At 68.3% G+C, this 24,150-nt stretch carries 27 protein-coding genes; 6 read left to right on the forward strand and 21 right to left on the reverse strand.

From position 1 onward, the window contains the following. Positions 1-79: 79 nt before the first annotated feature. The 10 genes from C5B91_RS09855 to C5B91_RS09900 form a co-directional block, all read right to left on the reverse strand. Positions 80-1,333 carry a M20 family metallopeptidase gene (locus tag C5B91_RS09855; RefSeq protein ID WP_115819588.1) on the reverse strand — a complete coding sequence of 418 codons (1,254 nt, stop codon included), beginning with the start codon at positions 1,331-1,333 and terminating at the stop codon, positions 80-82. Further along, entirely contained in the window at positions 1,326-2,726 is a 1,401-nt protein-coding gene (locus C5B91_RS09860; protein ID WP_008095785.1) for an APC family permease, read from the reverse strand. Before C5B91_RS09860 ends, C5B91_RS09855 begins: the two co-directional genes overlap by 8 nt. Before the next feature lie 102 nt (positions 2,727-2,828). Continuing rightward, complete coding sequence (locus C5B91_RS09865) at positions 2,829-3,518, reverse strand: helix-turn-helix domain-containing protein (RefSeq protein WP_049967612.1); 690 nt, start codon at positions 3,516-3,518, stop codon at positions 2,829-2,831. A 109-nt stretch (positions 3,519-3,627) separates the two neighbouring features. Next, complete coding sequence (locus C5B91_RS09870) at positions 3,628-4,653, reverse strand: deoxyhypusine synthase (RefSeq protein WP_049967613.1); 1,026 nt, start codon at positions 4,651-4,653, stop codon at positions 3,628-3,630. 81 nt (positions 4,654-4,734) lie between these two features. Beyond that, entirely contained in the window at positions 4,735-5,496 is a 762-nt protein-coding gene (locus C5B91_RS09875) for a Nif3-like dinuclear metal center hexameric protein (protein WP_008095772.1), read from the reverse strand. Between the two features lie 55 nt (positions 5,497-5,551). Continuing rightward, the gene (speB, locus tag C5B91_RS09880) at positions 5,552-6,373 is read right to left on the reverse strand and encodes an agmatinase (protein WP_115819587.1); all 822 of its coding nucleotides are present in this window, start codon (positions 6,371-6,373) and stop codon (positions 5,552-5,554) included. A gap of 15 nt (positions 6,374-6,388) precedes the next feature. Continuing rightward, positions 6,389-6,763, reverse strand: coding sequence for a translation initiation factor IF-5A (locus C5B91_RS09885; RefSeq protein WP_004062652.1), 375 nt, complete (start codon positions 6,761-6,763; stop codon positions 6,389-6,391). Between the two features lie 95 nt (positions 6,764-6,858). Beyond that, positions 6,859-7,287, reverse strand: coding sequence for a DUF5518 domain-containing protein (locus C5B91_RS09890; protein WP_004975521.1), 429 nt, complete (start codon positions 7,285-7,287; stop codon positions 6,859-6,861). Positions 7,288-7,344: 57 nt separating this feature from the next. Next, entirely contained in the window at positions 7,345-9,021 is a 1,677-nt protein-coding gene (locus C5B91_RS09895) for an AarF/ABC1/UbiB kinase family protein (RefSeq protein WP_115819586.1), read from the reverse strand. A 7-nt stretch (positions 9,022-9,028) separates the two neighbouring features. Continuing rightward, positions 9,029-9,397 carry an Hsp20/alpha crystallin family protein gene (locus C5B91_RS09900; RefSeq protein ID WP_004975518.1) on the reverse strand — a complete coding sequence of 123 codons (369 nt, stop codon included), beginning with the start codon at positions 9,395-9,397 and terminating at the stop codon, positions 9,029-9,031. A 141-nt stretch (positions 9,398-9,538) separates the two neighbouring features. Between C5B91_RS09900 and glp the strand changes: the two genes are divergently transcribed. The 3 genes from glp (at position 9,539) to C5B91_RS09915 (ending at position 13,506) form a co-directional block, all read left to right on the forward strand. Then, a complete protein-coding gene (gene glp / locus C5B91_RS09905) occupies positions 9,539-10,759 on the forward strand; it encodes a gephyrin-like molybdotransferase Glp (RefSeq protein ID WP_008095764.1) in 1,221 nt (406 codons plus the stop codon). Beyond that, the gene (locus tag C5B91_RS09910; RefSeq protein ID WP_115819585.1) at positions 10,756-12,648 is read left to right on the forward strand and encodes a molybdopterin biosynthesis protein; all 1,893 of its coding nucleotides are present in this window, start codon (positions 10,756-10,758) and stop codon (positions 12,646-12,648) included. The genes glp and C5B91_RS09910 overlap by 4 nt, the downstream gene beginning before the upstream one ends. 111 nt (positions 12,649-12,759) lie before the next feature. After that, positions 12,760-13,506 (forward strand): response regulator, encoded by a 747-nt coding sequence (locus C5B91_RS09915; protein WP_115819584.1) that lies wholly within the window; start codon positions 12,760-12,762, stop codon positions 13,504-13,506. Positions 13,507-13,593: 87 nt separating this feature from the next. Here C5B91_RS09915 and C5B91_RS09920 read toward each other — a convergent pair whose 3' ends face one another. The 8 genes from C5B91_RS09920 to C5B91_RS09955 form a co-directional block, all read right to left on the reverse strand. Further along, positions 13,594-14,262, reverse strand: coding sequence for an HAD family hydrolase (locus C5B91_RS09920; RefSeq protein WP_049967616.1), 669 nt, complete (start codon positions 14,260-14,262; stop codon positions 13,594-13,596). A 46-nt stretch (positions 14,263-14,308) separates the two neighbouring features. Then, complete coding sequence (lwrS, locus tag C5B91_RS09925) at positions 14,309-14,704, reverse strand: LWR-salt protein (RefSeq protein ID WP_008095748.1); 396 nt, start codon at positions 14,702-14,704, stop codon at positions 14,309-14,311. Then, a complete protein-coding gene (locus C5B91_RS09930; protein WP_004042202.1) occupies positions 14,701-14,976 on the reverse strand; it encodes a 4a-hydroxytetrahydrobiopterin dehydratase in 276 nt (91 codons plus the stop codon). Before C5B91_RS09930 ends, lwrS begins: the two co-directional genes overlap by 4 nt. A 45-nt stretch (positions 14,977-15,021) precedes the next feature. Further along, entirely contained in the window at positions 15,022-15,549 is a 528-nt protein-coding gene (locus C5B91_RS09935) for a hypothetical protein (RefSeq protein ID WP_233514221.1), read from the reverse strand. Between the two features lie 58 nt (positions 15,550-15,607). Further along, positions 15,608-16,993, reverse strand: coding sequence for a glutamyl-tRNA reductase (gene hemA, locus C5B91_RS09940; RefSeq protein ID WP_049967618.1), 1,386 nt, complete (start codon positions 16,991-16,993; stop codon positions 15,608-15,610). Then, entirely contained in the window at positions 16,990-17,637 is a 648-nt protein-coding gene (locus C5B91_RS09945; protein ID WP_004042204.1) for a bifunctional precorrin-2 dehydrogenase/sirohydrochlorin ferrochelatase, read from the reverse strand. Before C5B91_RS09945 ends, hemA begins: the two co-directional genes overlap by 4 nt. Before the next feature lies 1 nt (position 17,638). Further along, positions 17,639-18,700 carry an Lrp/AsnC family transcriptional regulator gene (locus C5B91_RS09950; protein ID WP_008095743.1) on the reverse strand — a complete coding sequence of 354 codons (1,062 nt, stop codon included), beginning with the start codon at positions 18,698-18,700 and terminating at the stop codon, positions 17,639-17,641. 164 nt (positions 18,701-18,864) lie between these two features. Then, on the reverse strand, positions 18,865-19,263 hold the full coding sequence (locus C5B91_RS09955; RefSeq protein ID WP_004975483.1) for a DUF5778 family protein: 399 nt from the start codon (positions 19,261-19,263) through the stop codon (positions 18,865-18,867). Positions 19,264-19,411: 148 nt separating this feature from the next. Here C5B91_RS09955 and uppS point away from each other — a divergent pair, with 148 nt between their 5' ends. Beyond that, positions 19,412-20,341, forward strand: a complete 930-nt coding sequence (gene uppS, locus C5B91_RS09960; protein WP_008095739.1) for a polyprenyl diphosphate synthase — start codon at positions 19,412-19,414, stop codon at positions 20,339-20,341. Positions 20,342-20,365: 24 nt separating this feature from the next. On the opposite strand, the gene C5B91_RS09965 is transcribed toward uppS, so the two are convergent. Both C5B91_RS09965 and C5B91_RS09970 read right to left on the reverse strand, forming a co-directional pair. After that, positions 20,366-21,721, reverse strand: a complete 1,356-nt coding sequence (locus C5B91_RS09965) for a serpin family protein (RefSeq protein ID WP_115819583.1) — start codon at positions 21,719-21,721, stop codon at positions 20,366-20,368. 76 nt (positions 21,722-21,797) lie between these two features. After that, on the reverse strand, positions 21,798-22,160 hold the full coding sequence (locus tag C5B91_RS09970; protein ID WP_115819582.1) for an Rz1 protein precursor-related protein: 363 nt from the start codon (positions 22,158-22,160) through the stop codon (positions 21,798-21,800). 144 nt (positions 22,161-22,304) lie between these two features. Between C5B91_RS09970 and C5B91_RS09975 the strand changes: the two genes are divergently transcribed. Both C5B91_RS09975 and C5B91_RS09980 read left to right on the forward strand, forming a co-directional pair. Then, entirely contained in the window at positions 22,305-22,646 is a 342-nt protein-coding gene (locus C5B91_RS09975) for a hypothetical protein (RefSeq protein ID WP_115819581.1), read from the forward strand. After that, a complete protein-coding gene (locus C5B91_RS09980) occupies positions 22,643-23,374 on the forward strand; it encodes a hypothetical protein (protein WP_233514220.1) in 732 nt (243 codons plus the stop codon). Before C5B91_RS09975 ends, C5B91_RS09980 begins: the two co-directional genes overlap by 4 nt. Before the next feature lie 148 nt (positions 23,375-23,522). Here the strand turns inward: C5B91_RS09980 and C5B91_RS09985 are convergent, their stop codons facing one another. Beyond that, complete coding sequence (locus C5B91_RS09985) at positions 23,523-24,131, reverse strand: undecaprenyl diphosphate synthase family protein (RefSeq protein WP_115819580.1); 609 nt, start codon at positions 24,129-24,131, stop codon at positions 23,523-23,525. Positions 24,132-24,150 lie beyond the last annotated feature (19 nt).

Consider the following 24,150-nt stretch of genomic DNA (forward strand, 5'->3'; position numbering starts at 1 on the left):
CGGGCGGGGCTGTTAGGTGTTTACGCCCGATTCTCGGAGCTGAGAACGCGCGGCCTCGGGAACGGGCACGAACGCCGAGTCAGCCGAGGTACCGAACGGCGGCGTCCGCGACGATGTCGGCCACTTGGACCACGTCGTCGGTGAAGACGAACTCACCGGCGGCGTGGATGTTCTCGCCGTCGGGACCGACGATGACCGTCGGGAGGTCGGCGCGGTCGCCGAGGTAGTTGAAGTCGCCGACGCTGGAGAAGTAGCCGTAGGCGGGGTCGGTGTCGGCGACGGCGCGGGTGGAGTTCGCGAGCGCGCCCACGAGCGGGTGGTCCTCGTCAGTCACGTAGGGGCCGTAACGGATGCCTTCGTCGGGGGCTTCGCGGAAGCCGACGTCGACCTCGCTCTCCAACCCGAGTTCCTCGACGGTGCGCTCGGCGTCGGCGCGGGCGTCTTCGAGGGTCTCGCCGACGACGACGTGGCGGTCGACCATGAGGCGAGCGCGCTCGGGGACAGAAAGCGTCTGGCTTCCGCCTTCGATTTTCAGCGGGCAGGTCGACCCCGAGCCGAGTTTCGGGTGGTCGCCCACGTCGAGGTCGTCGAGCGCGGCCGCGAGCCTGCCGGCCTCGACGACCGCGTTGACGCCGGTGTCCGGCTTCGACCCGTGGGCCGCCTCCCCGCGCACTTCGATGTCGTAGAAGTAGCGGCCGCGCGCACCGAGCAGGAGCGCCGGGTTCTCGACGTCCTCCTGCGCGAGAATCGGTCCGGGTTCGGTGACGATTGCGGCGTCGCAGTCGTCGACGACGCCGTCTCGGATGAGCCGGTCGGTGCCGAGTCCGTAGGGCCCCTCCTCGTCCACGACGGCCGTGAGGAGCACGTCGCCGGCGAGGTCGCAGTCGGCGAGGGCGTCGAAGGCGGTCATGACGGCCGCGAGACCGCCTTTCATGTCGCACGCGCCCTGCCCGTACAGTTTGCCGTCCTCGATGCGACCCGAACACGGGTCTTCGTCCCAGTCTTCGACCAGTTTCACGGTGTCCACGTGGGCGTTCAACAGGAGCGTCGGCGCGTCCGGGTCCGGCCCCGCCAGTCGGGCGACGACGTTGTCGCCTTCGTACTCCGTGATGTCCGGTTCGCTCACGTGGTGGTACTCCGGGTCGTGCCCGCGGGCGTCCAACCACCCGTAGACGAACTCGCTTATCTCGGCCTCCTCGAAGTACGGACTCGGAATCCGCACGAGTTCCTGCAAGAGGTCGATGGTCTCGTCGGGGTCGACGCGGAGGGCTGAGTCGAGGCCGAAGTCGGAGTCGTCAGAGCGGTCACCGCGCGGTGTCGCGTCGTCAGTCATCGCTCACTCCGCGAACCGAGGGGTTGTACTCGTCGGAGGGGACGCCGGGGAGCGTCCCGAGGATGGCCTCGACGTCGTGGTCCTTCTGTTGGCCGCGGTACCAGTAGACGCCGAAGACGACGAGGCCGACGGCGACCCACGGGACGTAAATCGACAGCGAACCCTTGTACGCCTCGGTCAGGAGCCCGACCGCGCCGAGCGAGCCGATGAGTCCCGTCACCGTGAGGAGCGACGGGCGGGAAAAGCCCGCCTCCGCGCGGAGGTCGGTGCGGCTGTAGAGCACGTACAGCACCGTTATCGACACCGCGGCGTAGGCGATGAGGTAGCTGAACGTCGCGATAGCGATGGCCTGACTGAGGCCGGTGCTCCAGAAGGTGAGCCCGGCGGCGACGACGTAGAGCGTCAACAGCGACCAGTGGGGCGTCCCGAAGCGGTCGGAGACCGCCGAGAACTTCTTGGGGAACACCTCGTCCCACGCCCACGAGTAGGGCATCTTGATGCCCGCGGCCATGACCGCGTGGACCGACGACGCCGTCGCGAGCAGGCCGCCGACGCCGACGATGGCCGTTCCGATGTCGCCGAGGAACACTTCGGCGGCCGTCGACAGCGGACGCGCCGAGTTCGCGAGGACCGTGTAGTCGCCGACGACGCCGTAGATGACGGCGGCGGTCAGCACGTACAGGAAGATGAGGATGGCCGTCCCGCCGGCCATCGCTAACGGGAGGTTCCGCGAGGGGTTCTTCACCTCCGCGCCCATCTGCCCGGCGACGGCGATGCCGATGTAGGCGTAGAACAGCGGGACCGCGGCGGCGACGAAGCCGTCGAAGCCGCCGGTGAAAAACGGCTGGTAGTTCGCGGCGTCGACGTTCAGCAGGCCGGGGCCGACGAGCACGAGTATCGACAGGATGAGGAAGCCGAAGATGGCGTTCTGCGAGACGCTGTAACTCTTTGACCCGACGAGGTTGACCAGAAACAGAGCCGTCAGCAGGCCGAATCCGGCCAGCGTCGGGTCGACCGAGGGATAAAACACCTGTAAGTAGCTCCCGAAGCCGATGGCGAGGACCGCGTCGGCGGCCATGTAGCCGAGCCACTTCGACCACGTCACCACGAACCCGGGGAGACGGCTGTCGAACGTCCGTGAGACGTAGGCGTACGACCCCGCCGCGCCGGGGAAGATGGTCGCCATCCAGCCGTAGTTGAGCGCGATACTCATCGCGAGCAGCCCCGAGAGGACGACGACGAGGATGACGCTCGGCCCCGTCGTCGAACTCGCCGTGCCGAGGGTGACGAACAGCCCCGCGCCGAGAGTGCCTGCCACCACGGTGCTCACCGCGCCGAACAGTCCGATGTCCCGCGAGAGGCTCCGCCCGTCGTTCACGTCTACCGATGACATACTGTCACATGGTTCGAGTATCGGGTAAAGTACCCCTCCCTCTCATGAGTGGGCCGAGCGCCGACCCGCCGGATTTCGACCCCGAGAACCCGAAGAACGGAGTCAGTAGTCGCCGAGCAGTTTCGATTCGGCTTTCCGGAGGTGTTCGAGGAGAGTCGCCTTCGAGATGTCCAATTCGGCCGCCAGCGACGCGGCGCTCACCTCGCGGGGCCACGTGTAGTAGTCGCGGCGGCGGGCCAGTTCGTACACCTCGCGCTGACGTTCGGAGAGCGCATCGGTTCGGAACATGCCGCCGCCGTCTTCGGGGGCGGTGATGAGTTCCACGTCGATGTCGGCGTTTCGCTCCGCTCGAATCTCCGCTAACCGCTCGTGGACGGTCCGTCGCGTCTCGTGGACGAGCACGGTCCAGCGCTCGCGGCCGCCCTGCATCCGAACCGGCTCGTCGGGGATGAACCCCCGGGAGACGAGGGCGTCGTTGATTGAGTTCTTGAGGTCGTAGCGAACGACGATGCCGCGGGCGGCGCTCCCCGGGACCCCGACGTCGCCGTCGTGCTCGTCGGTCTCCCACACCGACTCGGTCAGCGGGGATGCGCGGATGGCCGCGAGCAGTTCGTCGACCTCCTCGGCCGTGTCGGCGTAGGCGGTGAAACGCCCGTTGGCGAGGCCGTCGATCTCGTGGACGCCGTGGCCGAGCAAGCCGCCGCTCGTCTCCCTCGTCACCTGTAGCGTCCAGCAGTCCGGGTGCCAGATGTCGAGGCAGACGCGAACGCCCTGTGCACCCTCTCGTGCCATTCGTTGGCATGGAAGGGTGCTCGCCGGGCAAAAAGGTATCCCACCTGACGCGGTGTGACGCGACGGCCGGTGGTGCGGACTGCCGCGGCCGTCAGCGGGCCTCGTCGCGTTACTCGATTCGCTCGCGCGCCGCGGCGACGAGCAGCGGGAGCATGATGGTCGCGTCGCCGAGGACCGTCGTGTTGCGGGCGTCCTTCTCCAGTTTGCCCCACGAGCGCGCCTCGTCAAGCGTCGCGCCCGAGAGACCGCCGGTCGCGGACGGGTCCATCGTGATTTGGACGCCGTAGTCGTACGCGCCGGGCGTGACGAGCATCGTCTGGAGCGTGAAGTTCTTCGGGACGCCGCCGCCGACGAGGAGACAGCCGGCCGTGTCGGCGTCGTACGCGAGGTCGGTCAGCGGCGTCATGTCGGCCAGCGCGTCCAGGGAGAACGACGAGGTCTGCGAGTACATCCACGCCTGCAGGCCGAGGACGGAGTCCTGTACTGCGGGGCAGTAGATGGGCACGTCGGCCTCGTAGGCCGCGGCGGCGACGCCGGCGTCCTCGTCGATTCCCTCGCGGTCGTTGACCTCGCTGTTGGCGCGGCCGAGTTCGCGGCAGAGGTCCGCGATGCTGACGGTCCCCTCTTCCTCCAGCGCCGGGAACACCTCGCTTCGGAGGTGCGACTCGAACAGTGCGAAATGTTCCTGCGGGAGGTAGACGTTGTAGATGCGGTCGACCTCCTCGTCGCGGAGCGTCTCGTCGTGCTCGCGTTCGGTCTTCTCGCCGTGGTGCTCAGCACCGTGATGGTGCTTGCCGCCGATGGCCTCGATGGCGTCGTGGGTGAGGTTCGCGCCCGTCGTCACGAGGGCGTCCACGTAACCGTCGCGGATGAGGTCGGAGACGACCTTGCGCATCCCGGTCGGGACCATCGCGCCGGCCAGCGACATGAACACCGTGCAGTCGTCGTCGGCCAGCATCTCGGCGTAGATGTCGGCGGCCTCGTGCACGTCGGCCGCGCCGATGCCCGCGTGGCCGTACTGCTCGACCAGCTCGCCGACGGTCATCCCCCCGCGGACCTCGGCGTGGCCCAGCGGGTCGTGTTGGAACTCCTCGCGGTCCGGCATCTCGTAGCCGTCATCGTCGTGGTCGCTCATGCGAGGGAGTGCGTCGGCCGAGCGTTTGAACGCCCCGGTCCGACGGGACCGTGCGATGGGGTGTCGGGCGCTCGGTCGCGCCTACAGCCCGGTCGGGTGGCTGACGTACTCGGTCTCCAGTCCCCACTCGTCGGCGAGGTCCCGCAGGCTCCGCACCCCGAACGTCTCGGTCGCGTAGTGCCCCGCGAGGAACACCGAGATTCCGGCCTCGCGCGCCTCGTGGTACACCTTCTGTTTGCCCTCGCCGGTGACGAACGCGTCGACGCCACGGTCGATGGCCTCGTCCAGCCAGTCGACGCCGGAGCCGGTGACGATAGCAACCGACGAAATCTCGTCGGGGCCGAAGTCGAGGGCGGTCGTGCCCGCGCTCCCGTCCAGTTCGTCGAGCGCCGCCCGGACCTCGTCGGTCGTCTTCGGCGACGCGAGCTCCCCAGCTTGCCCGATGTGAATCGGTCCGAGCGACCCGAACGGCTCGGTGTCAGTTAGGCCGAGGTGGTCGGCGACGCCGGCGGCGTTGCCGACTTCTTGATGGCCGTCGAGCGGGAGGTGCGAGACGTAGAGCGCGAGGTCGCCGCGAATCAGCGGCTCGATGCGGTCGAAGTCGCGGTCGGTCACCCGGTCGAGACCGCCCCAGACGAGGCCGTGGTGGACGACGAGAAGGTCCGCGTCGGCGTCGAGCGCGGCGTCGATAGTCGCTTCCGCGGCGTCGACCGCGAAGGCGACCTTCTCGACCGATTTCTCCTCGGGGCCGACCTGCAGGCCGTTGGCGCTGGCGTCCACGTCGGCGAAGTCGTCGGTCGCGAGCGTCTCGTCGAGTCGGGCGACGATGTCGGAGAGCTGCATACCGGGGAGTCGTGACTCGGGGACTTGTAAGGAACGGGGTTCGCCGCGGAGTCGGTTACTCGTCTGGTTGCTTGGCGGCGTGCGAGAAGACGAACTCCCGGAGGAGCTTCGCCGCCAGCGACGCGGCCTGTCCGTCGTCGCGGTCGTTGACCTCGACCACGTCGAAGCCGTCGGCGCGGGGCGCGACCGCCCGGACGGCGTCTCGCATCTCTCGGGAGGTGAGGCCGAACGGCTCTTTGGTGCCCGTGCCGGGCGCGAACGCCGGGTCCGCGGCGTCGATGTCGACGCTCAGGTAGACGGACTGGTCCTCGTCGAACTCGGGCTCCCAGTCGGGGACGGCTTCGGGTTCGACCACGGTCACGTCGCCGGCCTCGGCGCGCTTCCACTCGCCGGGCGAGCCGGTTCGCGCACCGAGAATCACGACCTCGTCGACGCCGAGTTCGTCGAGGACGCGGCGGGTGACCGTGGCGTGGCTCCACTCGTTGCCGTCGTACTCGCGCCGGAGGTCGAGATGGGCGTCGAGACAGACGAACACGTCGGGGTCGACGCCGGTGACGCCGGCGGCGGTGACGGTGTGCTCGCCGCCGAGGACGACGGGGACGGCGTCGTCCCAGACGGCGTCGCGGACGCTCCCGGCGAGCCATTCGACGTACTCAGGTGCGTCGTCCCACGCGCGGACGTCGCCCGCGTCGTGGACGCGTAAGTCAGTGAAAAACTGGTCGGTCCGCCGGTCGTAGTCGTCGAACGACTCGGCGAACCGACGGATTCGATTCGGTCCGAAACGGGTTCCGGGTTGGAAAGACGTAGAGATGTCGAGCGGAGCGCCGAGAAGGACGTAGTCGGCGACCTCGCGGTCTGCGATTGCTCCGGGGAACATCTCTGTGACCCCCGTTTAGACGATTTTTCGCTGGCCTTCGTACTCGAGGTACTCGATCTCGTCTTCGGGGTTGAGGTCTTCCTCCTCGGGGATGCGCATCGTGAACGTCTGGTAGGTCTCGAGGTCCATGATCTGGGCGTCCTCGCCGGTGACGGAGACGACCTGGCCCTGCTTCCGCTCGATGATGGGGACCCACACCTTCGCGTCGACAGGCTGGGAGAGCGAGCGCTTCTTGCTGTCGAAGACACCGCGGGCTTCGACGCGCGCCTTCGCGCTGCCGTGCTTGCCCGGCTTGGCGGTACTGTAGGCGTTGATTTTGCACGGCTTTTCTTCCATCATGACGTAGCTCCCTTCTTGGAGTTCGCGCACCTGCTTCTGCTCTTTCGCCATGTCTCTCCGTTATCGGATGGAGGGTATAAACGGTTTGGAACCGTCTTCGCACGCGACTCCTTGCCGTGGAAATCGCGGGCGGGCGGCCCGGACAGTCACGCGTCTTCGACCGGGTCAACCTCGGCCATCTCGGGGTCGAACCACGTCCCTGCGGCGTCGCGTCTGGCGAGGCTCCCGAGCGCCCCTGACGCGACGTTCGGGAGCGAGAGCGCAAGCATGATGGCGGTCGTCAACTCGCCCGCCGTCTCGAACATCGGGATGAGGTACTGGAACGGAAAGAGAATCGGCGTCCGTTCGAGGAAGGTGAGAAGCACGGAGACCGGCATGAGCAGACAGCCCCAGACGACGCCGGCCATGAGGCCGTGCCAGCCGCCGTCGGCGGGGTCGGTGCCGACGACGTAGCCGGCGAGCGCGCTCCCCGTGACCCCACCGACGAGGGTGAACTGGCCCGTCATCGCGTAGACGAGCGATTCGGTGCACGCGGCGAGACACACCCCCACGAACACCGGTCGCCACTCCGTCATGAGCGAGAGTGTATCGGCGGGAGCCGATAAAATTACGCGCCCGATTCTCAGCTTTGATTACTCTCTGCGGCGCTCTTTGAGGTTCTGTCGGGTGAACTGCGGCGTCGCCCGGATTCCCTTCCGCGAGCGGAACGACTTCCAGAGCAGCAGGGCGACGACCCCCGTCGGCGCGCCCGCCGCGCCGACCGCGACGAGGTTCTCCGGGTTCAGCGCGTAGATGATGACCGTCGAGACGAAGCCGAACGACAGGAAGATGCCGTAGATGAGCCGCTTGGCCAGCTTGTCGAGGATGCCGCGGTTGTCCTCCAGTCGGACGTTGAGCGTCAGGTTGTCGCGGTCGGCCCGGTCGAGGACGCGTTCGAGCTTGGGCGGCACGCGGAACAGCGACTGGGCGGTCTTTTGGCCCTGCTGGCCGACGCCCTCGATGATTTTCTGGACGCTCTCCTCGCGGTAGCCCTCCTCCGTCAGGTAGTCGGTCGCCACCGAGATGAAGTCGAACTCGGGGTCGAGCGTGACGCAGACTCCCTCGACGACGCCGGCGACCCGGAGCACGAGCGCGAGGTTCCGCGGGAGCCGAAGCGGGAACTCGTAGATGGTCGATTCGACCTGTTCGAGGATCTGGTTGACACGGTACTGCTCGATGTCGTCGCCGCGGGCGTCGGCGATGGCGAGTTCCATCACGTCGCCCATCACCTGCCGGTCGACGTTCGGGCTGAGCGTCCCCATCTCGATGAGCGTGTCGAGGATGCCGTCGACGTCCTGGTTGGCGACGGCGATGTAGAACTCCACGATTTTGTCCTGGATGAACGGGTCGACCTCGCCGTGCATCCCGAAGTCGTAGAAGATGATGCGGCCGTCGTCGGTCACGGAGAGGTTCCCCGGGTGGGGGTCGGCGTGGAAGACGCCGTCCTCGACGATCATCTGGAGGTAGATTCGCTGGAGGTTCGTCGCCAGTTCGGTCCGGTCGATGCCGAGGTCGTCCAGCGCCTCGATGTTGTTTATCTTGGTCCCGGGGAGGTACTCCATCGTGAGCACCCGGTCGTCGGAGCGCTCGGGAATCGGCTCGGGGATGACGAGCGTGTCGTCGTCCGCGAAGTTCTCCTGAATCTCGACGAGCGTCTCGGCCTCCTCGTCGTAGTCCATCTCCTCGCGGATGGTCTTGGCGAACTCGTCGGCGAGGTTCTCCAGCGAGAACGCCCGGCCCTCGCCGATAAAGCGCATGAGAAGCGGCATCGACCACCGGATGACCCGGAGGTCGGCCTCGACGAGGTCCTCGATGCCGGGGCGGCGGACCTTGACGGCGACCTTCTCGCCTTCGTACTCGGCGACGTACACCTGCCCGAGGCTCGCGCCGCTTATCGGCTCGGTGTCGAACGCGTCGAACGCCTCCTCGACGGGACCGAGTTCCGATTCGAGGACGGCTTTCGACTCGTCCCACGGCGCGGGTGGCACGTCGTCTTGGAGGCTCCCGAGCACTTCGATGTACTCCGGGGGGAGGATGTCGGGGCGCGTCGACAGGAGCTGTCCGAGCTTGATGAACGTCGGCCCGAGCGTCAGTAGCGACTCCAAGAGGACGTCGGCGCGCTTGATGCGCATCTCGGTCGTGACGCGTCGGCCGCCGCCGAACAGGAGGTATTTCCGCGTGTCACGGGTGTACGCGACGATGAGCGGGAAGAACTGGTACAGGACGACGAGGAACCGCCAATAGGCGCGGAGGTTGACCAGCGTGACCACCGCCTCGTCAGGCGTCTTCGTCGCCGGTGGTAATAGGGATGGTCCGCTCGGAGGCGGCCTCGCGCTTGGGGAGCCGGATTTCCAGCGTCCCGCGTTCCATCGACGCCTCGGCCTCGTCGGCCACGGCGTCAGGCGGAAGGGGAACTTCGGCGTCGAGGAACAGCGGTCGTTCCTCGCGGACGTAGTCGAACTCGGCTGGAAGGCGTTTGTCGCGTCGCGCTTCGACGACCAATCGCCCCTTCTCGACCCGGAGCTCCGCCGTCTCGGCGGTCACGCCCGGGAGGTCGAGGACCAAGAGGTAGGACGTCTCGGACTCCAACAGGTCGGCGAACACCGCGTCCGGGAGGTCGGACAGCGCGTCGCGCAGTGCTGACATGAACGCTCATAGGGAGTCGGGGTCGAAAAACCCGGCGGTCTCGCGCGAGCGCGCGAGCGCGAAGCCGCCGATACGGCTCGGGAATCGACCGCCGCCGCGCCCGAGGCCGACGCTTTTTGCCCCCCGAACCGAAGGGTCGGTATGAACCACGACGACCGACGCACGGCCGGGTTCAAGCAACGAACGCGGCTGTCGGACGCCCGCGAGGCGCTTCTCGCGGCGGCGACGCCGCACGACCGAACCGTGCGCCGACCGCTCGCCGAGGCCGACGGCCGGGCGCTCGCGGAGGACGCGGTCGCCCCCGCCGACGTGCCGGGCTACGACCGCGCCGCCATGGACGGTTACGCCGTTCGCGCGTCGGACACCTTCGGCGCGAGCGGTCGCTCACCGAACGTCCTCCGAATCGTCGACGGCCCGGTCGAACCGGGGACCGCGGCCCGTGTCCACACCGGCAGCGACGTACCCGACGGGGCCGACGCCGTCGTGATGGTCGAACACACCGAACGACTCGGCGACGAACTCGAAGTGTTCGACGCGCTCGCCGAGGGCGAGAACGTCGGCGAGCGCGGCGAGGACGTGCGCGAGGGAACGCCGCTGTTCGAGGCCGGCCACGAGCTTCGCCCGTCGGACATCGGCCTGCTTCGCTCCGTCGGCGTCGAGGAGGTGACGGTGTTCGAACGCCCCCGCGTCGCGGTCGTCCCGACCGGCGAGGAACTCGTCGAGGCCGACCCCGGTCCTGGCGAGGTCATCGAGACCAACGGCCTGACCGTCTCCCGACTGGTCGAGCGCTGGGGCGGCGAGGCGAGCTACCGCGACATCGTCGTCGACGACGCCGACCTGCTCCGCGAGGCCGTCGAGTCCGACCTCGACCACGACGTGGTCGTCACCACGGGCGGGTCGTCGGTCGGCGAGCGCGACCTCATCCCCGAGGTCGTCGACGACATCGGCGAGGTGCTGGTCCACGGCGTCGCGCTCAAGCCCGGCCACCCGGTTGCGGTCGGCGTCGTCGAGGACACGCCAGTCGTGATGCTTCCCGGCTACCCGGTCGCCTGCGTCGTCAACGCCTTCCAGTTCCTCCGGCCGGTGCTGAAGCGCGTCGGGTCGCTCCCCGAGCGCCCGCTCCCGACGCAGGAGGCGACGCTCACCAGAAAAATCCCGAGTTCACCCGGCACGCGGACGTTCGCCCGCGTCCGACTCGACACGTCGGGCGACGAGGCGACCGCCGAGCCGACCCGGACGAGCGGGTCGGGCATCCTCTCCAGCGTCGCGCTCGCGGACGGTTGGGTCGTCGTCCCCGAGGAGATAGAGGGCTACGACGAGGGCGACACGGTCGCCGTCGAGGGCTGGGAGTGGTCCGCATGAGAAAGCAGTTCCGCGACCTCGCCTCCCCGGCGGACGCGCGCGAGACCATCGCGTCGCTCGACCTGACGCCCGACGCCGAGACGGTGGCGCTCGAAGACGCCCGCGGCCGCGTCCTCGCCGAGCGAATCGACGCCGAACTCGACGTGCCCGGCTTCGACCGCGCGAGCATGGACGGCTACGCGGTCCGCGCCCGCGACACCTTCGGCGCGGACGAGGCCGAACCGGTCGAACTCGACCTCGCCGGGGCGGTTCACGCCGGCAGCGAACCGGACGTGGCGGTCGACCCCGGAACCGCCGTCGAAATCTCCACCGGCGCGGTGATGCCGCCGGGCGCGGACGCCGTCGTCATCGTGGAGCGAACCGACGAGCGAGACGGCTCGCTCGTCGTCTACTCGGCGGTCGCGCCCGGTGATAGCGTGATGCCCGCCGGGACCGACATCGCCGCCGGCGCTCGCGCCCTCGGCCCCGGAACGCGTCTGACCCCCCGCGAAATCGGCCTGCTGTCGGCGCTCGGCGTCGACGAGGTGCCGGTCCGCGGGAAGCCCACCGTGGGCATCGTCTCGACCGGCGACGAACTCGTCCGACCGGGCGACGAACTCCGCCCGGAGGCGGGCGAAATCTACGACGTGAACTCCTACACTATCGCCGCGGGGGTCGAAGAGGCCGGCGGCGTACCGAAGCTCTACCCCCACGCGGGCGACGACTACGGGGAGTTGGAGCGCCTGCTCCGACGGGCGGCCGACGAGTGCGACCTCGTGCTCTCGTCCGGGTCCACGTCCGCGAGCGCGGTCGACGTCATCTATCGCGTGGTCGAAGAGCGCGGCGAACTCCTGCTGCACGGCGTCTCCGTCAAGCCCGGCAAACCCATGCTCGTCGGTACGCTCGGCGAGGGGAGCGCCTACGTCGGTCTGCCCGGCTACCCGGTCTCCGCGCTCACCATCTTCCGGACGTTCGTCGCGCCGGCAATCCGCGACGCCGCCGGCCTCCCGGAGCCTCGGACCGCGACGGTCGAGGGAACGATGGCCACCCGCGAGCGGTACGCCGAGGGCCGGACGCGGCTCATGCCGGTCGGACTGGTCGCCGACGGCGACGGCGAGACGCTCGTCTACCCCGTCGACAAGGGGTCGGGCGCGACGACGAGCCTCGTCGAGGCCGACGGCGTCGTCGAGGTCGCCGCCGACGTGGAGTACCTCGCGGAGGGCGAGTCGGTGACGGTCCACCTGTTCTCGCCCGACGTCCGCGCGCCGGAACTGCTCGGCGTCGGCGAGGACGACCCCGCGCTCTCGCGCCTGCTCGACCGCGTGTCGTCGCCGCGGTACCTCCCGTTCGGCTCCCGCGAGGGCCTGCGACGGCTCAGGGACGAAATTGCCGACGTGGCCGTCGTCGCGGGCGATCGGGGCGGCGCAGTCGAGGAAATCGACGCGGTCGAACTCGGCTCGTGGACGCGCGAGTGGGGCCTCGTCGTCCCCGCCGGCAACCCCGACGGGGTGTCCGGACTCGCGGACCTCGTAGACGACGACCTCAGGTTCGTCAACCGCGATTCGAACTCCGGGCTGCGGACCGACCTCGGGAACGCCGTCGCCGCCCTCGCCGACGAGCGCGGGACGACCAGACACGAACTCGTCGAGGCCATCGAGGGGTTCGACCGCGGGACGAAAGCGTTCGAGAGTCCGGCGCGAGCGGTCGCCGCCGGCCGCGCCGACGCCGGTCTCGGCCTTCGGGCGACCGCCGACTCGCTCGGGCTTGATTTCGTCTCGCTCGGGAAACAGCGGGTCGTCGTCCTCGCGAACCCCGCCCGGACCGAGAAAGCCGGCGTCGCCTCGCTTCGCGACGCACTCGCGACGAACGACGACGTGATTGCCGGCCTCGCAGGGTTCGAGAGGACCTGAACGCCGTCGTAACTCTTTAGAAAGCGGCCGTGACTCGTTTAGATATTCATCTCCCGCTGAAGTATAAAATAAGTAGAACGTTTTTATCCGCGTAGCGTGTACAACTGGTATATGAACCGCCCTCTGAAGGTCCTTCACGTCGACGACGATCCCGAGATGCTCGCCCTCTCGGAAGCCGCGTTCCGCCAACTCGACGCCGTCTCTCTTCTGACCGCCGAGTCGGCGACCGAGGCGCTCGGCGCCATCTCGGCCGAGTCGGTCGACTGCGTCGTGAGCGACTCCCTCGTGCTCCCGAACGGGGTGCCGCTCGTCAAAGCCGTTCGACAAGAACACGCCGATATCCCCATCCTCCTGTTCACGGCGAAGTCGTGGCCCGAGGTCGCCGACGTCGCCTCGACCGCCGGCGTCACCGAGTACGTCCAGAAAGCAGGCCCCGGCGACCTCGCGACGGTCCTCCAGCGGGTCCGGAGCCTCGTCGACGACGACAGCGTCGACTCCGCGCTCGCGGTCGGCGCCTCCGCGGTCACGCAGGCGCTCGAAGAACACGCCGACGCGGCCGCCGAGGCCACGTTCAGCCTCGACGACAACTGGGAGCTCGTCGGGCAGTGGCTCGGCGACGAGGAACTCGGTATCGTCGTCGTCGAGGCCGTCGAGTCCTACGGCGGGCTCTCGGCCATCGAAACCCCGCTGTACGAGTACATCGACACCGACGCGCTCGAAGAACTGCTTCGGCCCGTCGTCGAGGCCGAAGAGCGTCCCGGCATCGAAGTCCGGTTCCCCTACGAGGACATTCAGGTCGCCGTCACGAGCACCGGCGACATCTTCGCCCGGCCGTCGCCCGAGCAGACGCTGTCCTGAGCGACCTCCTCCGAGCGTCGATTTCTCTTTTCTTCCCTCTGGACTGTCGCGACCGGTGAATCACCGCTTTGGTCGGAACCGACCCGTTCAGCGGGACCGAACGAGGTCGTCGAAGCTCTCGACGCGGTACTCGCCGAGCACGCAGCGCCCGCGGTGTTCGGGTCCGTGCCGTTCGACGTGGATGCCGTCCAAGCCGGCGTTCCACGCGGCCCCGATGTCGCTTTCGCCGTCGCCTGCGAGGACGCCCGCGGTGCCGCCGTCGGTCAGGACTCGGTCGTCGAGTCCCAGTTCGCCGATAGCGCGCCGCACCGGCGCGGCGTCGGGTTTCCACCCCGTCTCCTCGGTACAGCAGACGACGGCGTCGAACCAGTCGCGCACGTCGAGGTGGTCCAACACGGGGTCGGTCAGGAACTGCTGGCAGTGCGTGACGATGCCGACCGGCCGGCCGGCGGCGTGAATCTCTCCGATGAGGCGCTCGGCGTCGTCGTGGAGGTACGTCACTTCTGCTCGCTTTGCGGGGTCTTCCTCGCGGTGGAACGCGGGCCAGAACTCGGCGGGGTCGATGCCCCACTCGCGGAGCATCGGGTCGCGCGCGCCGCCGAGACCGTGCCAGATGGTCTCGGCTTCGCGGTCCGTGAACTGACGACCCAGTCGGTCGCCGACCCGGTCGAACACGTCACGCGTGTACGACCACTCGGCGTCGACGAGGGTCCCATCGAGGTCGAACAGCCAGAAATCGTAGTCATCGGCGACCATTCGGACAACAGAGTACGTCAGGCGTGGATAAATGTCTTGCCCTGCGTCACGAATCGGCGGATTCGACGCGAATCGCGCTCCCGAAGTACTTGTGGAGCACCTCGCGGACCGACTCGGCGTTGAACGCGCCGAGGTCCGCGGCGACGGCCTCGCGGAAGGCGTCCAGCGACGCCTCGTCGGCCCGGAGTTCCGCGAACTCGCAGGAGACGACGGGCACGTCGAGCCACGACGCCGCGAGGTCGCGGGCGTGGCGCTCGTCGTTCACCGCTCCCCGCCAGAGCGCGTCGCGGAACAGTAGCCAGCCCTCCTCGCCGGGCGGGGGCGGCGTGACGCGGACCGTCGTCTCGAACTCCCGCGGGTCGGTCTCGACGCCGGCGGCCGAGTCGAGGCGGAAGCGGACCCGAAAGACGTAGGTGAGCGTCGCGGTCCCCTCGTCGCTCACAGTTCGTCGTCGAACAGGTCGGCGAGCCGGAGGTCCTTGTCGGTGATGCCACCCTCCTCGTGGCTCGTGAGGCGGACCTCGACCTCCTGGTACCGAATCGTTATCTCGGGGTGGTGGAACTCCTCTTCTGCGACCTCGCCCACGCTGGCGGCGAACGCCACGCCGTCGAGGTAGTCGTCGAACTCGTAGACGCGGACGATTTCGTCGCCGTCGCGTTCCCAGTCCGAACCGAGCTGTGCGTCGATTTCGTCGTCCGAGAGCAGCTCTGCCATGCCGAATCCGTCGGGTGGCATCCCGATAAGGATTCTGCCGGATTGTCAGGTCGCGTCCGCGCGGACGACGAACCGCGGCCCGGTCAGGAGTCGCCGCCCGCCGCGGCCGCGAGCGACTCGCCCCGTGACCGCGACCTCGTCGCCGCGGGCGACGACGCCACCCTCACCGTCGCCGCCGAACACCACGTGTCCGTCCGGCGGGACGCGGACCCGAATCTCGCCGGTGGCGTCCCGGAGGACGAACGGGCGCGTCGCGCGGCCGACGACCGTGCGCTCGCCCCCGCCTCGCTGGTCGTCGTCTGTTTGCTCGGCTCCCCTCCAGGCTTCGACGGCCGGCCCGTCGCCGGCGACTCCCGCGACCGTGCCGACGACGGTCGCCCGAGCGACGCCGTCGAGGTCGCGAATCCGCCGCTCCGGGGTCGCATCGACGAGGCGGCGACGCGCTCGCGCTCGGAGGCGGTTCACGAGGCGATGGCCGAGCGCCGGGGGCGCGCGGCCGGCGGCTTCTCGGGTGGCGGCGTCGGTACGGGAACGACGCACGAAGCCCGTCGCTGACGGTCTGGGCGGTGACATCGTCGCGGAGTGGCTCCGCGTTCGGATAAGAAGGTTCGCCGGTCGGCCGCTTCGCCCGTCAGTCGTCCGAGAGCTGTTCGAGGACGCGCCGGGGCACCTCGCCTTCGAGCGCCTCGCGGTCGAGGTCCTCCGGCGGCTCGCCGGAGAACTCGATGGACGGCCCGGACGGCTCGGCGGGGTCTGATCCACCGAGGTCGTCGAAGCCGGGGTCGAACAGCCGCATGGCGGTCTGGATGGTCGTCCAGTCGTCGTCGCCGGCGGCGTCGCGGAGGCTCTTGGTCGGTGCGGCGAGAATTTGGCCGATGAGCGCGTCCGCGAGCGACTCGACCGTCTCGCGCTGCTCGTCGGTGAGGTCGCCCTGCGCTTCGAGCTTCGACAGCGCCGTCGACACCTCGCGGCGCTTGACGTGCTCTGCGGCCTCGTACATCGAACTGATGGCCTCGTCGGCGCGTTTCCGCTTGTAAGCGGCGAGCAGGCGGTCGAACTCGTCGTCAATCATCGCCTCGACCTCGCGGGCGGCGCGCTCGCGGCGCTCCGCGGTCCGGTCGGTCACCGTCTCCAAATCGTCGATGTCGCGGACGCGAACGCCGTCGAGGTCGGCGGCGGCGGGGTCGACGTCCCGCGGCTGGGCGATGTCGATGAGCATCGTCTCGGAGCCGTCCGACAGCTCCTCCGGCGTGACGACGTACTCGGGGCTGCTCGTGGCCGTGATGACGAGGTCGGCGTCGCGGAGGCGACCGCGGAGGTCGCCCAGCCCGGCGGCCTTCGAGACGCCCGGGACCTCGCGGGCGAGGTGGCGGGCGTTCGCGACCGTCCGGTTCGCGACGACGAGGTCGCCCACGTCGACCGACGCGAGCGCCTTCGTCGCGAGCGTGCCCATCTCGCCGGCCCCGACGACGAGGGCGTCGACCTCGCCGATGGGGGCGTCGAGCTCGGCCCGGGCGAGCCTGACGGCGGCGCTCCCGAGCGAGACGGCACCCTCGTTGATGGCCGTCTCCTCGCGGGCGCGTTCGCCGACGTGGACGGCTTTCATGAGCGCGTCTTCCAGCATCGGGCCGATGGCGTCCTGCTCGCGGGCGGCCTCGATACCGGCTTTGACCTGTCCGAGAATCTGGTCCTCGCCGAGGACGAGCGATTCGAGCCCCGACGCCACCCGCATGAGGTGGCGCAGGGTCTCTTCGTGGTCCATGTAGCGGACGCTCCCGTCTCGGACGTCGGGAGCGAAGTCGTCGAGCGCGCGGCGGCCGTCGGTCGCGTCGTCGGTGACGACGTACGCCTCGGCGCGGTTACACGTCTGAAGCGAAAAGGCCTCTGAGACGCCGTCGCGGGCGAGGAGTCGCTCGACGACCGTCTGAACGTCGTCGCTCGAAGCGGCTTCTATCTCGCGAACGCTGGCCCGGTCGTGGGCGACGCTCACACCGGAGATGACGCCCGAATCTCTCATGAATCACCTCGCTGTGTGTCTCGTATCACGCGCGCTGCCTCTTGGCGGGGGTTTGCGTCGCCGGTACGTAAAGCCTTCCAAACTGACGGGTTTCGCACGACCGCGCGAATCGCATCACGGCGCTCTGTTGGCGACCGGTCGGACGCCTTGAGCTCCGCGCGAAGCTCCGCGGTCAACGCGGCCATCTCGCCTGCCCCCTCCAACTCGGCTTCGACGCGCTCTCGGAGGTGCTTCGAGAGGGCGGGGCTCGCGCCGCCGGTCGTGATGGCGACCGAGACGTCGCCGTCCTCGACGGTCGCCGGGACGACCACGCTCCCCGCGTCGCGCTCGCCGCTCCGGTCGGCTCGGTTGACCAGCGCGCCGGCGTCTCGGGCCGCCGCGACGACGGCGTCGTTCACCGCGTCGTCGTCGGTCGCCGCGACGACGAGCGCCGGGGCGAACCGTTCGACCCAGTCGGGAACCTCGTCGGGCGCGGGGGCCGCCCGAACGCGCTCCGCGTCGCCGAAGTCGCGGTCGGCGAACTCGGGACTGACGACGACGGTCCGCGCCTCGCGGGCGAACCGGTGGGCCTTCCGCGCGCCGACGGGGCCCCCGCCGAAGACGACGACCGTCTCGTCGGAGAGGTCGTGGACAAGCGGAATCATCTCACTCCGTGTTCGCCTCGGCTCGTTCGTCCAGCCTGATTCCCGTCTTCTTCAGGATGCGCGTCGAGAACAGGGTGTCCCAGTCGTCGTCGCCCACGTCCCAGTAGTCGCTCATGACCTCGCGCACCTGCTCGATGCGGGCCTCGCTCTCTTCTTCGGAGCGGCCGTGGGTCATCGCGAAGAAGTTGTACGGCCAGACGCCCTCGTGTCGCGGCCGGCGGTAACAGTGGGTGACGAAGTCCAGCGAGGCGATTTCGGGGCCGACCTCCGCAACGAGGTCGTCGGGGACGTTCCAGACGGTCATCCCGTTTTCCGAGTAGCCGAGCGCGTAGTGGTTCGGAATGACGCCGACGCGCCGGACCTTCCCCTCAAGATTGAACCGCTTGACCGTCTCGACCACCCACGCCGGCTCCTGTCCGATTGCCTCTGCCACGTCGGCGTAGGGCGTCTCGGTAATCGGCAGGCCGCCCTGAATCTCCATGACGAGGTCGCGCTCGTCGGGCGTCAGGGTGCGCGCGTCTGTCGGCTCCACGTCGGGGCCGAGGTGCGAGAGGTCGAGGTCGCCGTCCGAGATGGGTCCGTCGAGGAGGAACGTCGCGCCGACGTGGAACTCGTGGCGCTTGGGCATGTTGTACGTCGCTTGGCCCGTCTCGTCCTCGATGTCGCCGAGCACCTCGTCTACCTGCGACGCCTCGGCGACCGAGACGACGAACCACATGTTCAGGTGGGGATGCTCGCGCTCGTAGTTGTGCGCGACCTCGCGGTGGGCGTTCACCTGCTCGGCCACCTCGTCGAACCGCTCCGGCGGCGCGTGCATGGCGACGAGCGTCGCCGTGCCGCCGATTTCCTCGGCGTTGACGAGCGCGCCGAACCGCGAGAGGACGCCTTCCTCGTCGAGCGTCCGCACCCGCTCGCAGAGGTCGGTCGCCGTCACGTCCACGTCGCGCTCGCGCAGCGCGGCCGCCGCGGGCTCGAAGGGACGTTCGACGACGGGGAAGCCGCCCTGGAAGGCGTTGACGATGGCGCGGTCGAGACGAGAGAGGTCCGCGTCCGCCTGTATCATGCGCGTCACTCGGGATGCGAGGCGGATAAACGCCTCGCTTGTTCTCACTGCGATGAACCCAAGCGAACGCCCGGCGAGCCGCCGGTGAACGGCCGACGCGGGCGGAGCGAGCGCCCTCGCTCACGAAGTAAAAGAGGTGTCTCGTCGTCGGGTCGCCGCCGCGCTCAGGGGACCGGCGTGACGCGGTCGACGTCGTCGAGCGCTTCGAGGCCCTCGACGATGGCGTCGTGGTCGGCGATGGCCTCGTAGTAGAACACGAGGTCGAACGTCCCGTCGCGGACGAGCTGTTGGCACTCCCAGACGAACTCGTCGTCCTCGACGGAGAGCCCCTGGAACTGATTGGACGAGAAGTCGGTGTCGTCGTTGCCGGCGTAAATCCACGCGTCGCCCTTCCCCGCGTGTTCGGCGATAATCTCGTTGATTTCGACGGTCAGCTCCTGCATCTCCAGGTCCTCGCGGCTGGTGAGGTCGGTGTGGACGATGGCCCCGACGAGTTCGATATCGCCGGGTTCGAGCAGCGCGAGGGTCCGCTGGTAGAGGTCCTCGTCGATGGTCTCGCTCATATCCGAGTCTTCTCGGGGAGGTACAAACGGATGGCGATTCGTCGCCCGTCGTGATGACCCGCCATTTTGTGGCGATCTCCCGACCTCGGGACACCGTGCGACGGTGTAACCCACAAGACACATAGCCTCGGAAGGCAACCGACGGTACATGTTCGGGTGGGTCCAACGCGGCTTTCGGCGCGCCTACGAGCGGGTGCTCGACCGAGAGATAGACGACGGGCCGACCCACGTCGCCATCATCCAGGACGGCAACCGCCGGTACGCCCGGAAGAACGGCGACGACGCCCCCGACGGCCACAAGGCGGGCGCGCAGACGACCGAGGACGTGCTGACGTGGTGCGAGGAACTCGGCATCGAGGAACTGACGCTGTACACCTTTTCGACCGAGAACTTCGACCGCCCGGAACACGAGCGCCAGCCCCTCTTCGACCTCATCGAGGACAAGCTCTACGAGTTCGCCGACGCCGACCGCGTCCACGAGCGCGAGGTCGCCGTGCGCGCCATCGGCGAGGTCCACATGCTCCCCGACCGCGTCCGCGACGCTGTCGAGTACGCGGAGACTCGGACCGCCGACTACGACGGGTTCACGCTCAACATCGCCCTCGCGTACGGCGGCCGAGCCGAACTCCTCGGGGCCGCACGCGACGTCTGTCGCGCGGTCGAGCGCGGCGACCTCTCGCCCGACGAGGTGGACGTGTCGGCGGTCGACCGCCGCCTGTCCAGAAAGCCCGTCCGCGACGTGGACCTCATCATCCGCCCCGGCGGCGACGAGCGCACCTCGAACTTCCTGCCGTGGCACGCCAACGGCAACGAGGCCGCCGTCTACTTCTGTGCGCCCTACTGGCCGGAGTTCTCGAAAGTCGACTTTCTGCGCGGCATCCGCACCTACGAGTCCAGAGAGCAGTCGTGGCAGCGCACCCGGACCGAGCGGGCCGTCACGCTCGTCCGGGCCGTCGCCGAAGTCGAGTTAGAAGACGCCCGCACGGTCGCGGGTCGCCTCCGCGAGCAACTCCCCTCGTCGGGGGCCGACGAGGTATCTGCGGAGTTGGCCAAGCGGACCGACGAGACGGCCGACTGAGGACAATTCCCGCTGTTTTCGCGGCTACTCGTCGCCCTGCGCGGCCCCGGCGTCGACGACGCGGCCGTAGAACAGTATCGCGTCCGTCGGTCTGTCGCGGATACAGAACAGGAACGGCCGGTCGAACCGGAGTTCGCCCCAGCTCGGCGGGAGCGAGGTCGCGACGACGACGCCCGTCGCCGCCGCGGCCTCGGTTCCCTCCTCGTCCACGGAGACGAACGATTTGTGGAACACCTCGTCGATGGCGAGGGTCGCTCCGTCACCTTCGGCCATTCCGCCGAAGTCAGCATCCGAGCCGAACGCGGCGGGCATTCCGAGATTCGACAGCGCCGCGGAGAGTTGGACCTCGGTCTCGAACTCGAACCGCGGGAGCACGACATCGCCGATTCGCTTTTGCATCGCCTCGAAGACGCCGAACAGCCGGCTCGCGGTCAGACTTTGCTCGAACGACTCGAACTCGCCTTCGTCCGGGAGCAAAAGCACCATCGACACGTCCCGGCCGACGTACGGCAGTTCGACGGCCTGCGCGTTCGGGAGGTCGGCGTAGTTCGCCTTGAGTTCCTGCCGCATGAGCGGCACGGTCGATTCGCCCCCGTCCAACGCGGTGAACGTCCCGTCATCGGTGTCTTCGGGGTCGAACGTGTGCGCCCACTGCGCCATGAAGTAGATGGCGTTGGTGAGCACAAGCGCCGTCTTCGGCGTGAGAGCGCCTGCGGGAAGCAAGTCCTCGATTCGGTCTTCGGTCTGGTCAGCTACCCACCCGTTGATTCGCTCCCGCTCGCCGTCCGGGTCGCCGGCGAAGTCAGCCCGTCGGAGTCCGGCCCCGTAGTTCGATTCGAGGCGGTCGAGGAACGCGTCCGAGAACGCGAACCCCTCGCGGCCCCACAGGGCGTTCGCAACGGCCAGTCGGAAGGCGTCGGCTTCGTCGCCGTCGACCGGGTCCCGAGCGGTCTCCCGCGCTTCGAGCGCCGCCTGTAGGTCTGCGAACGCCGGGTGAACGTCCTCGCCGAGCGTGTAGTGGAGCGTCGCTTCCATCTGTTCGCGGGTCGTTCCGCGAGCGCCCGCATAGGTCATCGCCAACGCGACGGAGATGCTGTACGGAGAGAGGAACTGGTTGCCGCCCTGTTCGGACGCGACCTGTCGGTGCAGGTCGAGGGCGAACTCGGCGTTGCCGGCCGCGAGCGCGGCGAGTTGCTCGTCGTCCACGCTCGGTTCGCCGGTCGGCGGTTCGTCGTTCGGGGCCTCTGTCGGCGTGTCCGTGGTCGTGGTTGCGGTGGCCGTCGCCTCGGTCTCGGCGGGCGACTGCCCGTCGCCCGTACAGCCGGCAATCGTCGCGGCGGCGACCGCCCCCGACAACGCCAGCATCTCGCGGCGGTTCATGTCGGAACGTTCAGCGGTCTAACAATATGTCTTCTGTAAGCGCAAACAGCCGTTTGAGAGACGGCGGCGGGTCACCCTACCGGCGAACCCGCCGCTGGAACGTCCGCCAGCAGAGCCATCCCAGCAACGCGGCGCTCTGCCCGAGCACGACGGCGACGAACTCGGCTTCGTACCGAGGCCCTAATAGCAGCACTGCCCCGCCGTAGGCGACGGTCGGAACCCACGAGCGCCAGCCCTCGTAGCGCGATTCGAGGAACAGCCACAGCGGGACGACGGCGACGCCGACGAGCGCCCACGGCCAGTCCGGCGGGGCGGGCTGGTTGAGCCAGAGAACGAGTAACAGCGAGAGCGCGAGGAGGACGTGCCCGTCTTCGAGCCACTCGCTGGCCGGCGGTGGCGGCGGGAGGAGGTCTGTTCTGTTGGGCGAGGTGGAGGGCATCTGTTCGGCAACTGAGAGTCGGGAACGTGCTCCTCGACTGCTCTTGTGGACTGTAGTAACGCCGCGAGAGCGGCGGTTCTCACGGGTATCAAAACATGTTGAGGCATCAAACTTTACTATCGGTAGTCTGCTTGGTGGCAAGCGATGGACTTGTTCCTCGTCGCCGCACCCTCACTCCCCGACGGGGTCGCGAAGACGCTTGATGTGTACCCGCCACTCGTCCTGCTCGGAACCTTCTTCAGCTATACGGGACTGTTTCTCATTCTGAGCGACGACGTGGACGACTTTCTCGGCCTGTGGCTGTTCACTACGCTGGTCTATCCCGGCGTCCTCGTCTGGTACGTCGACCGAATCGACGTGACGAGCGACTTCGCGTTCGGCTACTCGTTGCGGGAGTCGACGGTAGCGTTCCCGCTTTTGTTCATGGCGCTGGCGTTCTACATCTTCACGGTCGCGTTCGTCGACCGGTACTTGGGGAAGACATGATGCAGATATCGTTCCTCTTCGAGTACGTTCCTGAGTGGCTGTCGATAGCGCTGCTGGCTGTCGGTTCGACGTTCGTGACGTGGGGGCTCCCCTTCGTCGACGCCGACGACGAGTTGAGCGTCGAAACCGGACAGGACGTTCTCGGTGTGATACTGTTAGGTATCGGTGTCGGCGTCACGGTTTGGGGGACGCGTTCGATCTCTGTCTTCGCTCCGATTGCCGTCGTCATCGTCCTACTGACGGGCTTCCTTGAGGGGGTAGCGGCGATTAGTATATACAAGAAGGTCGTCGACCTGGTCCTACGGCGTTCAGCCCCGTCTGGCGGGTCGTTCAGACGGAAGCTCCTCGGTGGACTCCTCGCGTTCTTCCTGGTCGTACTTTCCGGGTGGGCCCTCGTCGCGGCGGTCGTCTGGGGGCCCATCGAACTCGGGGTTGGCGAGTCGGTTCGCCTCTACTGGACGGTCGTCACGGTCATCGTGACCGTCATCGGCATGTCGACCAAGTTCTGGAGCACGAAAGAGCGGACCCCGACGCCGATACTGTTCGGGGGCGTCTTCCTCGTCGCCGGCGCGGAAATCGTCAACCTCCGGTTCACGACCGAACTCACGCTGTACGTCGGTACGGTCGTCGCCTACACGCTCGGGTTCTGGTTCGGCGTCGCGCTGTTGATTCGAGGCGCACAGCGAATCTCTCGGGAGCGAACTACCGGGCGCCGGTCGTGGGACTAACGGCGTTCGCTCTCCGAGAAAGCGGACCGGCGTGATTCGCCCTACCGGCCGAACTTCTGTCGCACTCTCCGAGCGCGATAGCGTTTGGACGATTCGCTGACGCTCATCGGCCATCCACCGTGCCAGCGACGCTGTCACGGGATTTGGCCTATCGACCAAATCTCCGCTGCCGGTCCTGATAGTCCCGCAACGCCCGCAGATAATCGCGCTTCCTGAAGTCCCGCCAGTTCACGTCGGTGAAGTAGAGTTCCGCGTACACGGACTGCCAAATCATGAAGTCCGACAGGCGCTCGGCGCCCGTCTTGACCACGAAGTCCGGCTCGTCGGGGAACACGAGCCGCTGTTCGATGTCCGCGGCGTCGATGTCGTCGGGGGCGAGCGCACCTTCGTCGACCTCCGCGGCCAACGACCGGACGACAGAGGCGAACTCGCGTTTCCCGCCGAGGCCGATGCTCACCTGCACCGGGGCGTCGGCGCGCTCGGTGTCGCCGGGTTCGCGGACCTCCACTCGCTGGGGGACGTCGAGGTCGCGGAGTTCGCGGGCGAGCGTCGGGACGACCGCCTCGTCGAGGACGCTCACGGAGATGGTGACGCGGTCGCTTCCGAACTCGAACGCCCAGCCGACGAAGGCTTCGAGCGTCTCGTACGCGCCCTGTTCCAGCAGGTCGCGCTCGGTGATGACGAGCGCCACGTGCTCGGGGGCGTCGGCGTCGTCGAGGCGGAATCGGAGGGCGAGATAGGAGTCGTACAGTCCCACGGGAGTCGTTCTCGCGGCG

The organism is Haloferax sp. Atlit-10N (assembly GCF_003586325.1).
Taxonomy (GTDB): domain Archaea; phylum Halobacteriota; class Halobacteria; order Halobacteriales; family Haloferacaceae; genus Haloferax; species Haloferax prahovense.

What these genes read in the sequence shown, in the direction of transcription:
- C5B91_RS09945 (WP_004042204.1), bottom strand. Translation starts at nt 17,637, where the DNA reads ATGATTCCGCTTGTCCACGACCTCTCCGACGAGACGGTCGTCGTCTTC.
- C5B91_RS09975 (WP_115819581.1), top strand. Translation starts at nt 22,305, where the DNA reads ATGGACTTGTTCCTCGTCGCCGCACCCTCACTCCCCGACGGGGTCGCG.
- glp (WP_008095764.1), top strand. Translation starts at nt 9,539, where the DNA reads ATGAACCACGACGACCGACGCACGGCCGGGTTCAAGCAACGAACGCGG.
- C5B91_RS09875 (WP_008095772.1), bottom strand. Translation starts at nt 5,496, where the DNA reads ATGCAGCTCTCCGACATCGTCGCCCGACTCGACGAGACGCTCGCGACC.
- C5B91_RS09900 (WP_004975518.1), bottom strand. Translation starts at nt 9,397, where the DNA reads ATGTCAGCACTGCGCGACGCGCTGTCCGACCTCCCGGACGCGGTGTTC.
- C5B91_RS09980 (WP_233514220.1), top strand. Translation starts at nt 22,643, where the DNA reads ATGATGCAGATATCGTTCCTCTTCGAGTACGTTCCTGAGTGGCTGTCG.
- C5B91_RS09890 (WP_004975521.1), bottom strand. Translation starts at nt 7,287, where the DNA reads ATGACGGAGTGGCGACCGGTGTTCGTGGGGGTGTGTCTCGCCGCGTGC.
- C5B91_RS09870 (WP_049967613.1), bottom strand. Translation starts at nt 4,653, where the DNA reads ATGAGCGACCACGACGATGACGGCTACGAGATGCCGGACCGCGAGGAG.
- speB (WP_115819587.1), bottom strand. Translation starts at nt 6,373, where the DNA reads ATGTTCCCCGGAGCAATCGCAGACCGCGAGGTCGCCGACTACGTCCTT.
- C5B91_RS09915 (WP_115819584.1), top strand. Translation starts at nt 12,760, where the DNA reads ATGAACCGCCCTCTGAAGGTCCTTCACGTCGACGACGATCCCGAGATG.
- C5B91_RS09950 (WP_008095743.1), bottom strand. Translation starts at nt 18,700, where the DNA reads ATGATACAGGCGGACGCGGACCTCTCTCGTCTCGACCGCGCCATCGTC.
- C5B91_RS09955 (WP_004975483.1), bottom strand. Translation starts at nt 19,263, where the DNA reads ATGAGCGAGACCATCGACGAGGACCTCTACCAGCGGACCCTCGCGCTG.
- uppS (WP_008095739.1), top strand. Translation starts at nt 19,412, where the DNA reads ATGTTCGGGTGGGTCCAACGCGGCTTTCGGCGCGCCTACGAGCGGGTG.
- C5B91_RS09885 (WP_004062652.1), bottom strand. Translation starts at nt 6,763, where the DNA reads ATGGCGAAAGAGCAGAAGCAGGTGCGCGAACTCCAAGAAGGGAGCTAC.
- C5B91_RS09855 (WP_115819588.1), bottom strand. Translation starts at nt 1,333, where the DNA reads ATGACTGACGACGCGACACCGCGCGGTGACCGCTCTGACGACTCCGAC.
- C5B91_RS09860 (WP_008095785.1), bottom strand. Translation starts at nt 2,726, where the DNA reads ATGTCATCGGTAGACGTGAACGACGGGCGGAGCCTCTCGCGGGACATC.
- C5B91_RS09970 (WP_115819582.1), bottom strand. Translation starts at nt 22,160, where the DNA reads ATGCCCTCCACCTCGCCCAACAGAACAGACCTCCTCCCGCCGCCACCG.
- hemA (WP_049967618.1), bottom strand. Translation starts at nt 16,993, where the DNA reads ATGAGAGATTCGGGCGTCATCTCCGGTGTGAGCGTCGCCCACGACCGG.
- C5B91_RS09965 (WP_115819583.1), bottom strand. Translation starts at nt 21,721, where the DNA reads ATGAACCGCCGCGAGATGCTGGCGTTGTCGGGGGCGGTCGCCGCCGCG.
- C5B91_RS09910 (WP_115819585.1), top strand. Translation starts at nt 10,756, where the DNA reads ATGAGAAAGCAGTTCCGCGACCTCGCCTCCCCGGCGGACGCGCGCGAG.
- C5B91_RS09920 (WP_049967616.1), bottom strand. Translation starts at nt 14,262, where the DNA reads ATGGTCGCCGATGACTACGATTTCTGGCTGTTCGACCTCGATGGGACC.
- C5B91_RS09935 (WP_233514221.1), bottom strand. Translation starts at nt 15,549, where the DNA reads ATGTCACCGCCCAGACCGTCAGCGACGGGCTTCGTGCGTCGTTCCCGT.
- C5B91_RS09865 (WP_049967612.1), bottom strand. Translation starts at nt 3,518, where the DNA reads ATGGCACGAGAGGGTGCACAGGGCGTTCGCGTCTGCCTCGACATCTGG.
- C5B91_RS09930 (WP_004042202.1), bottom strand. Translation starts at nt 14,976, where the DNA reads ATGGCAGAGCTGCTCTCGGACGACGAAATCGACGCACAGCTCGGTTCG.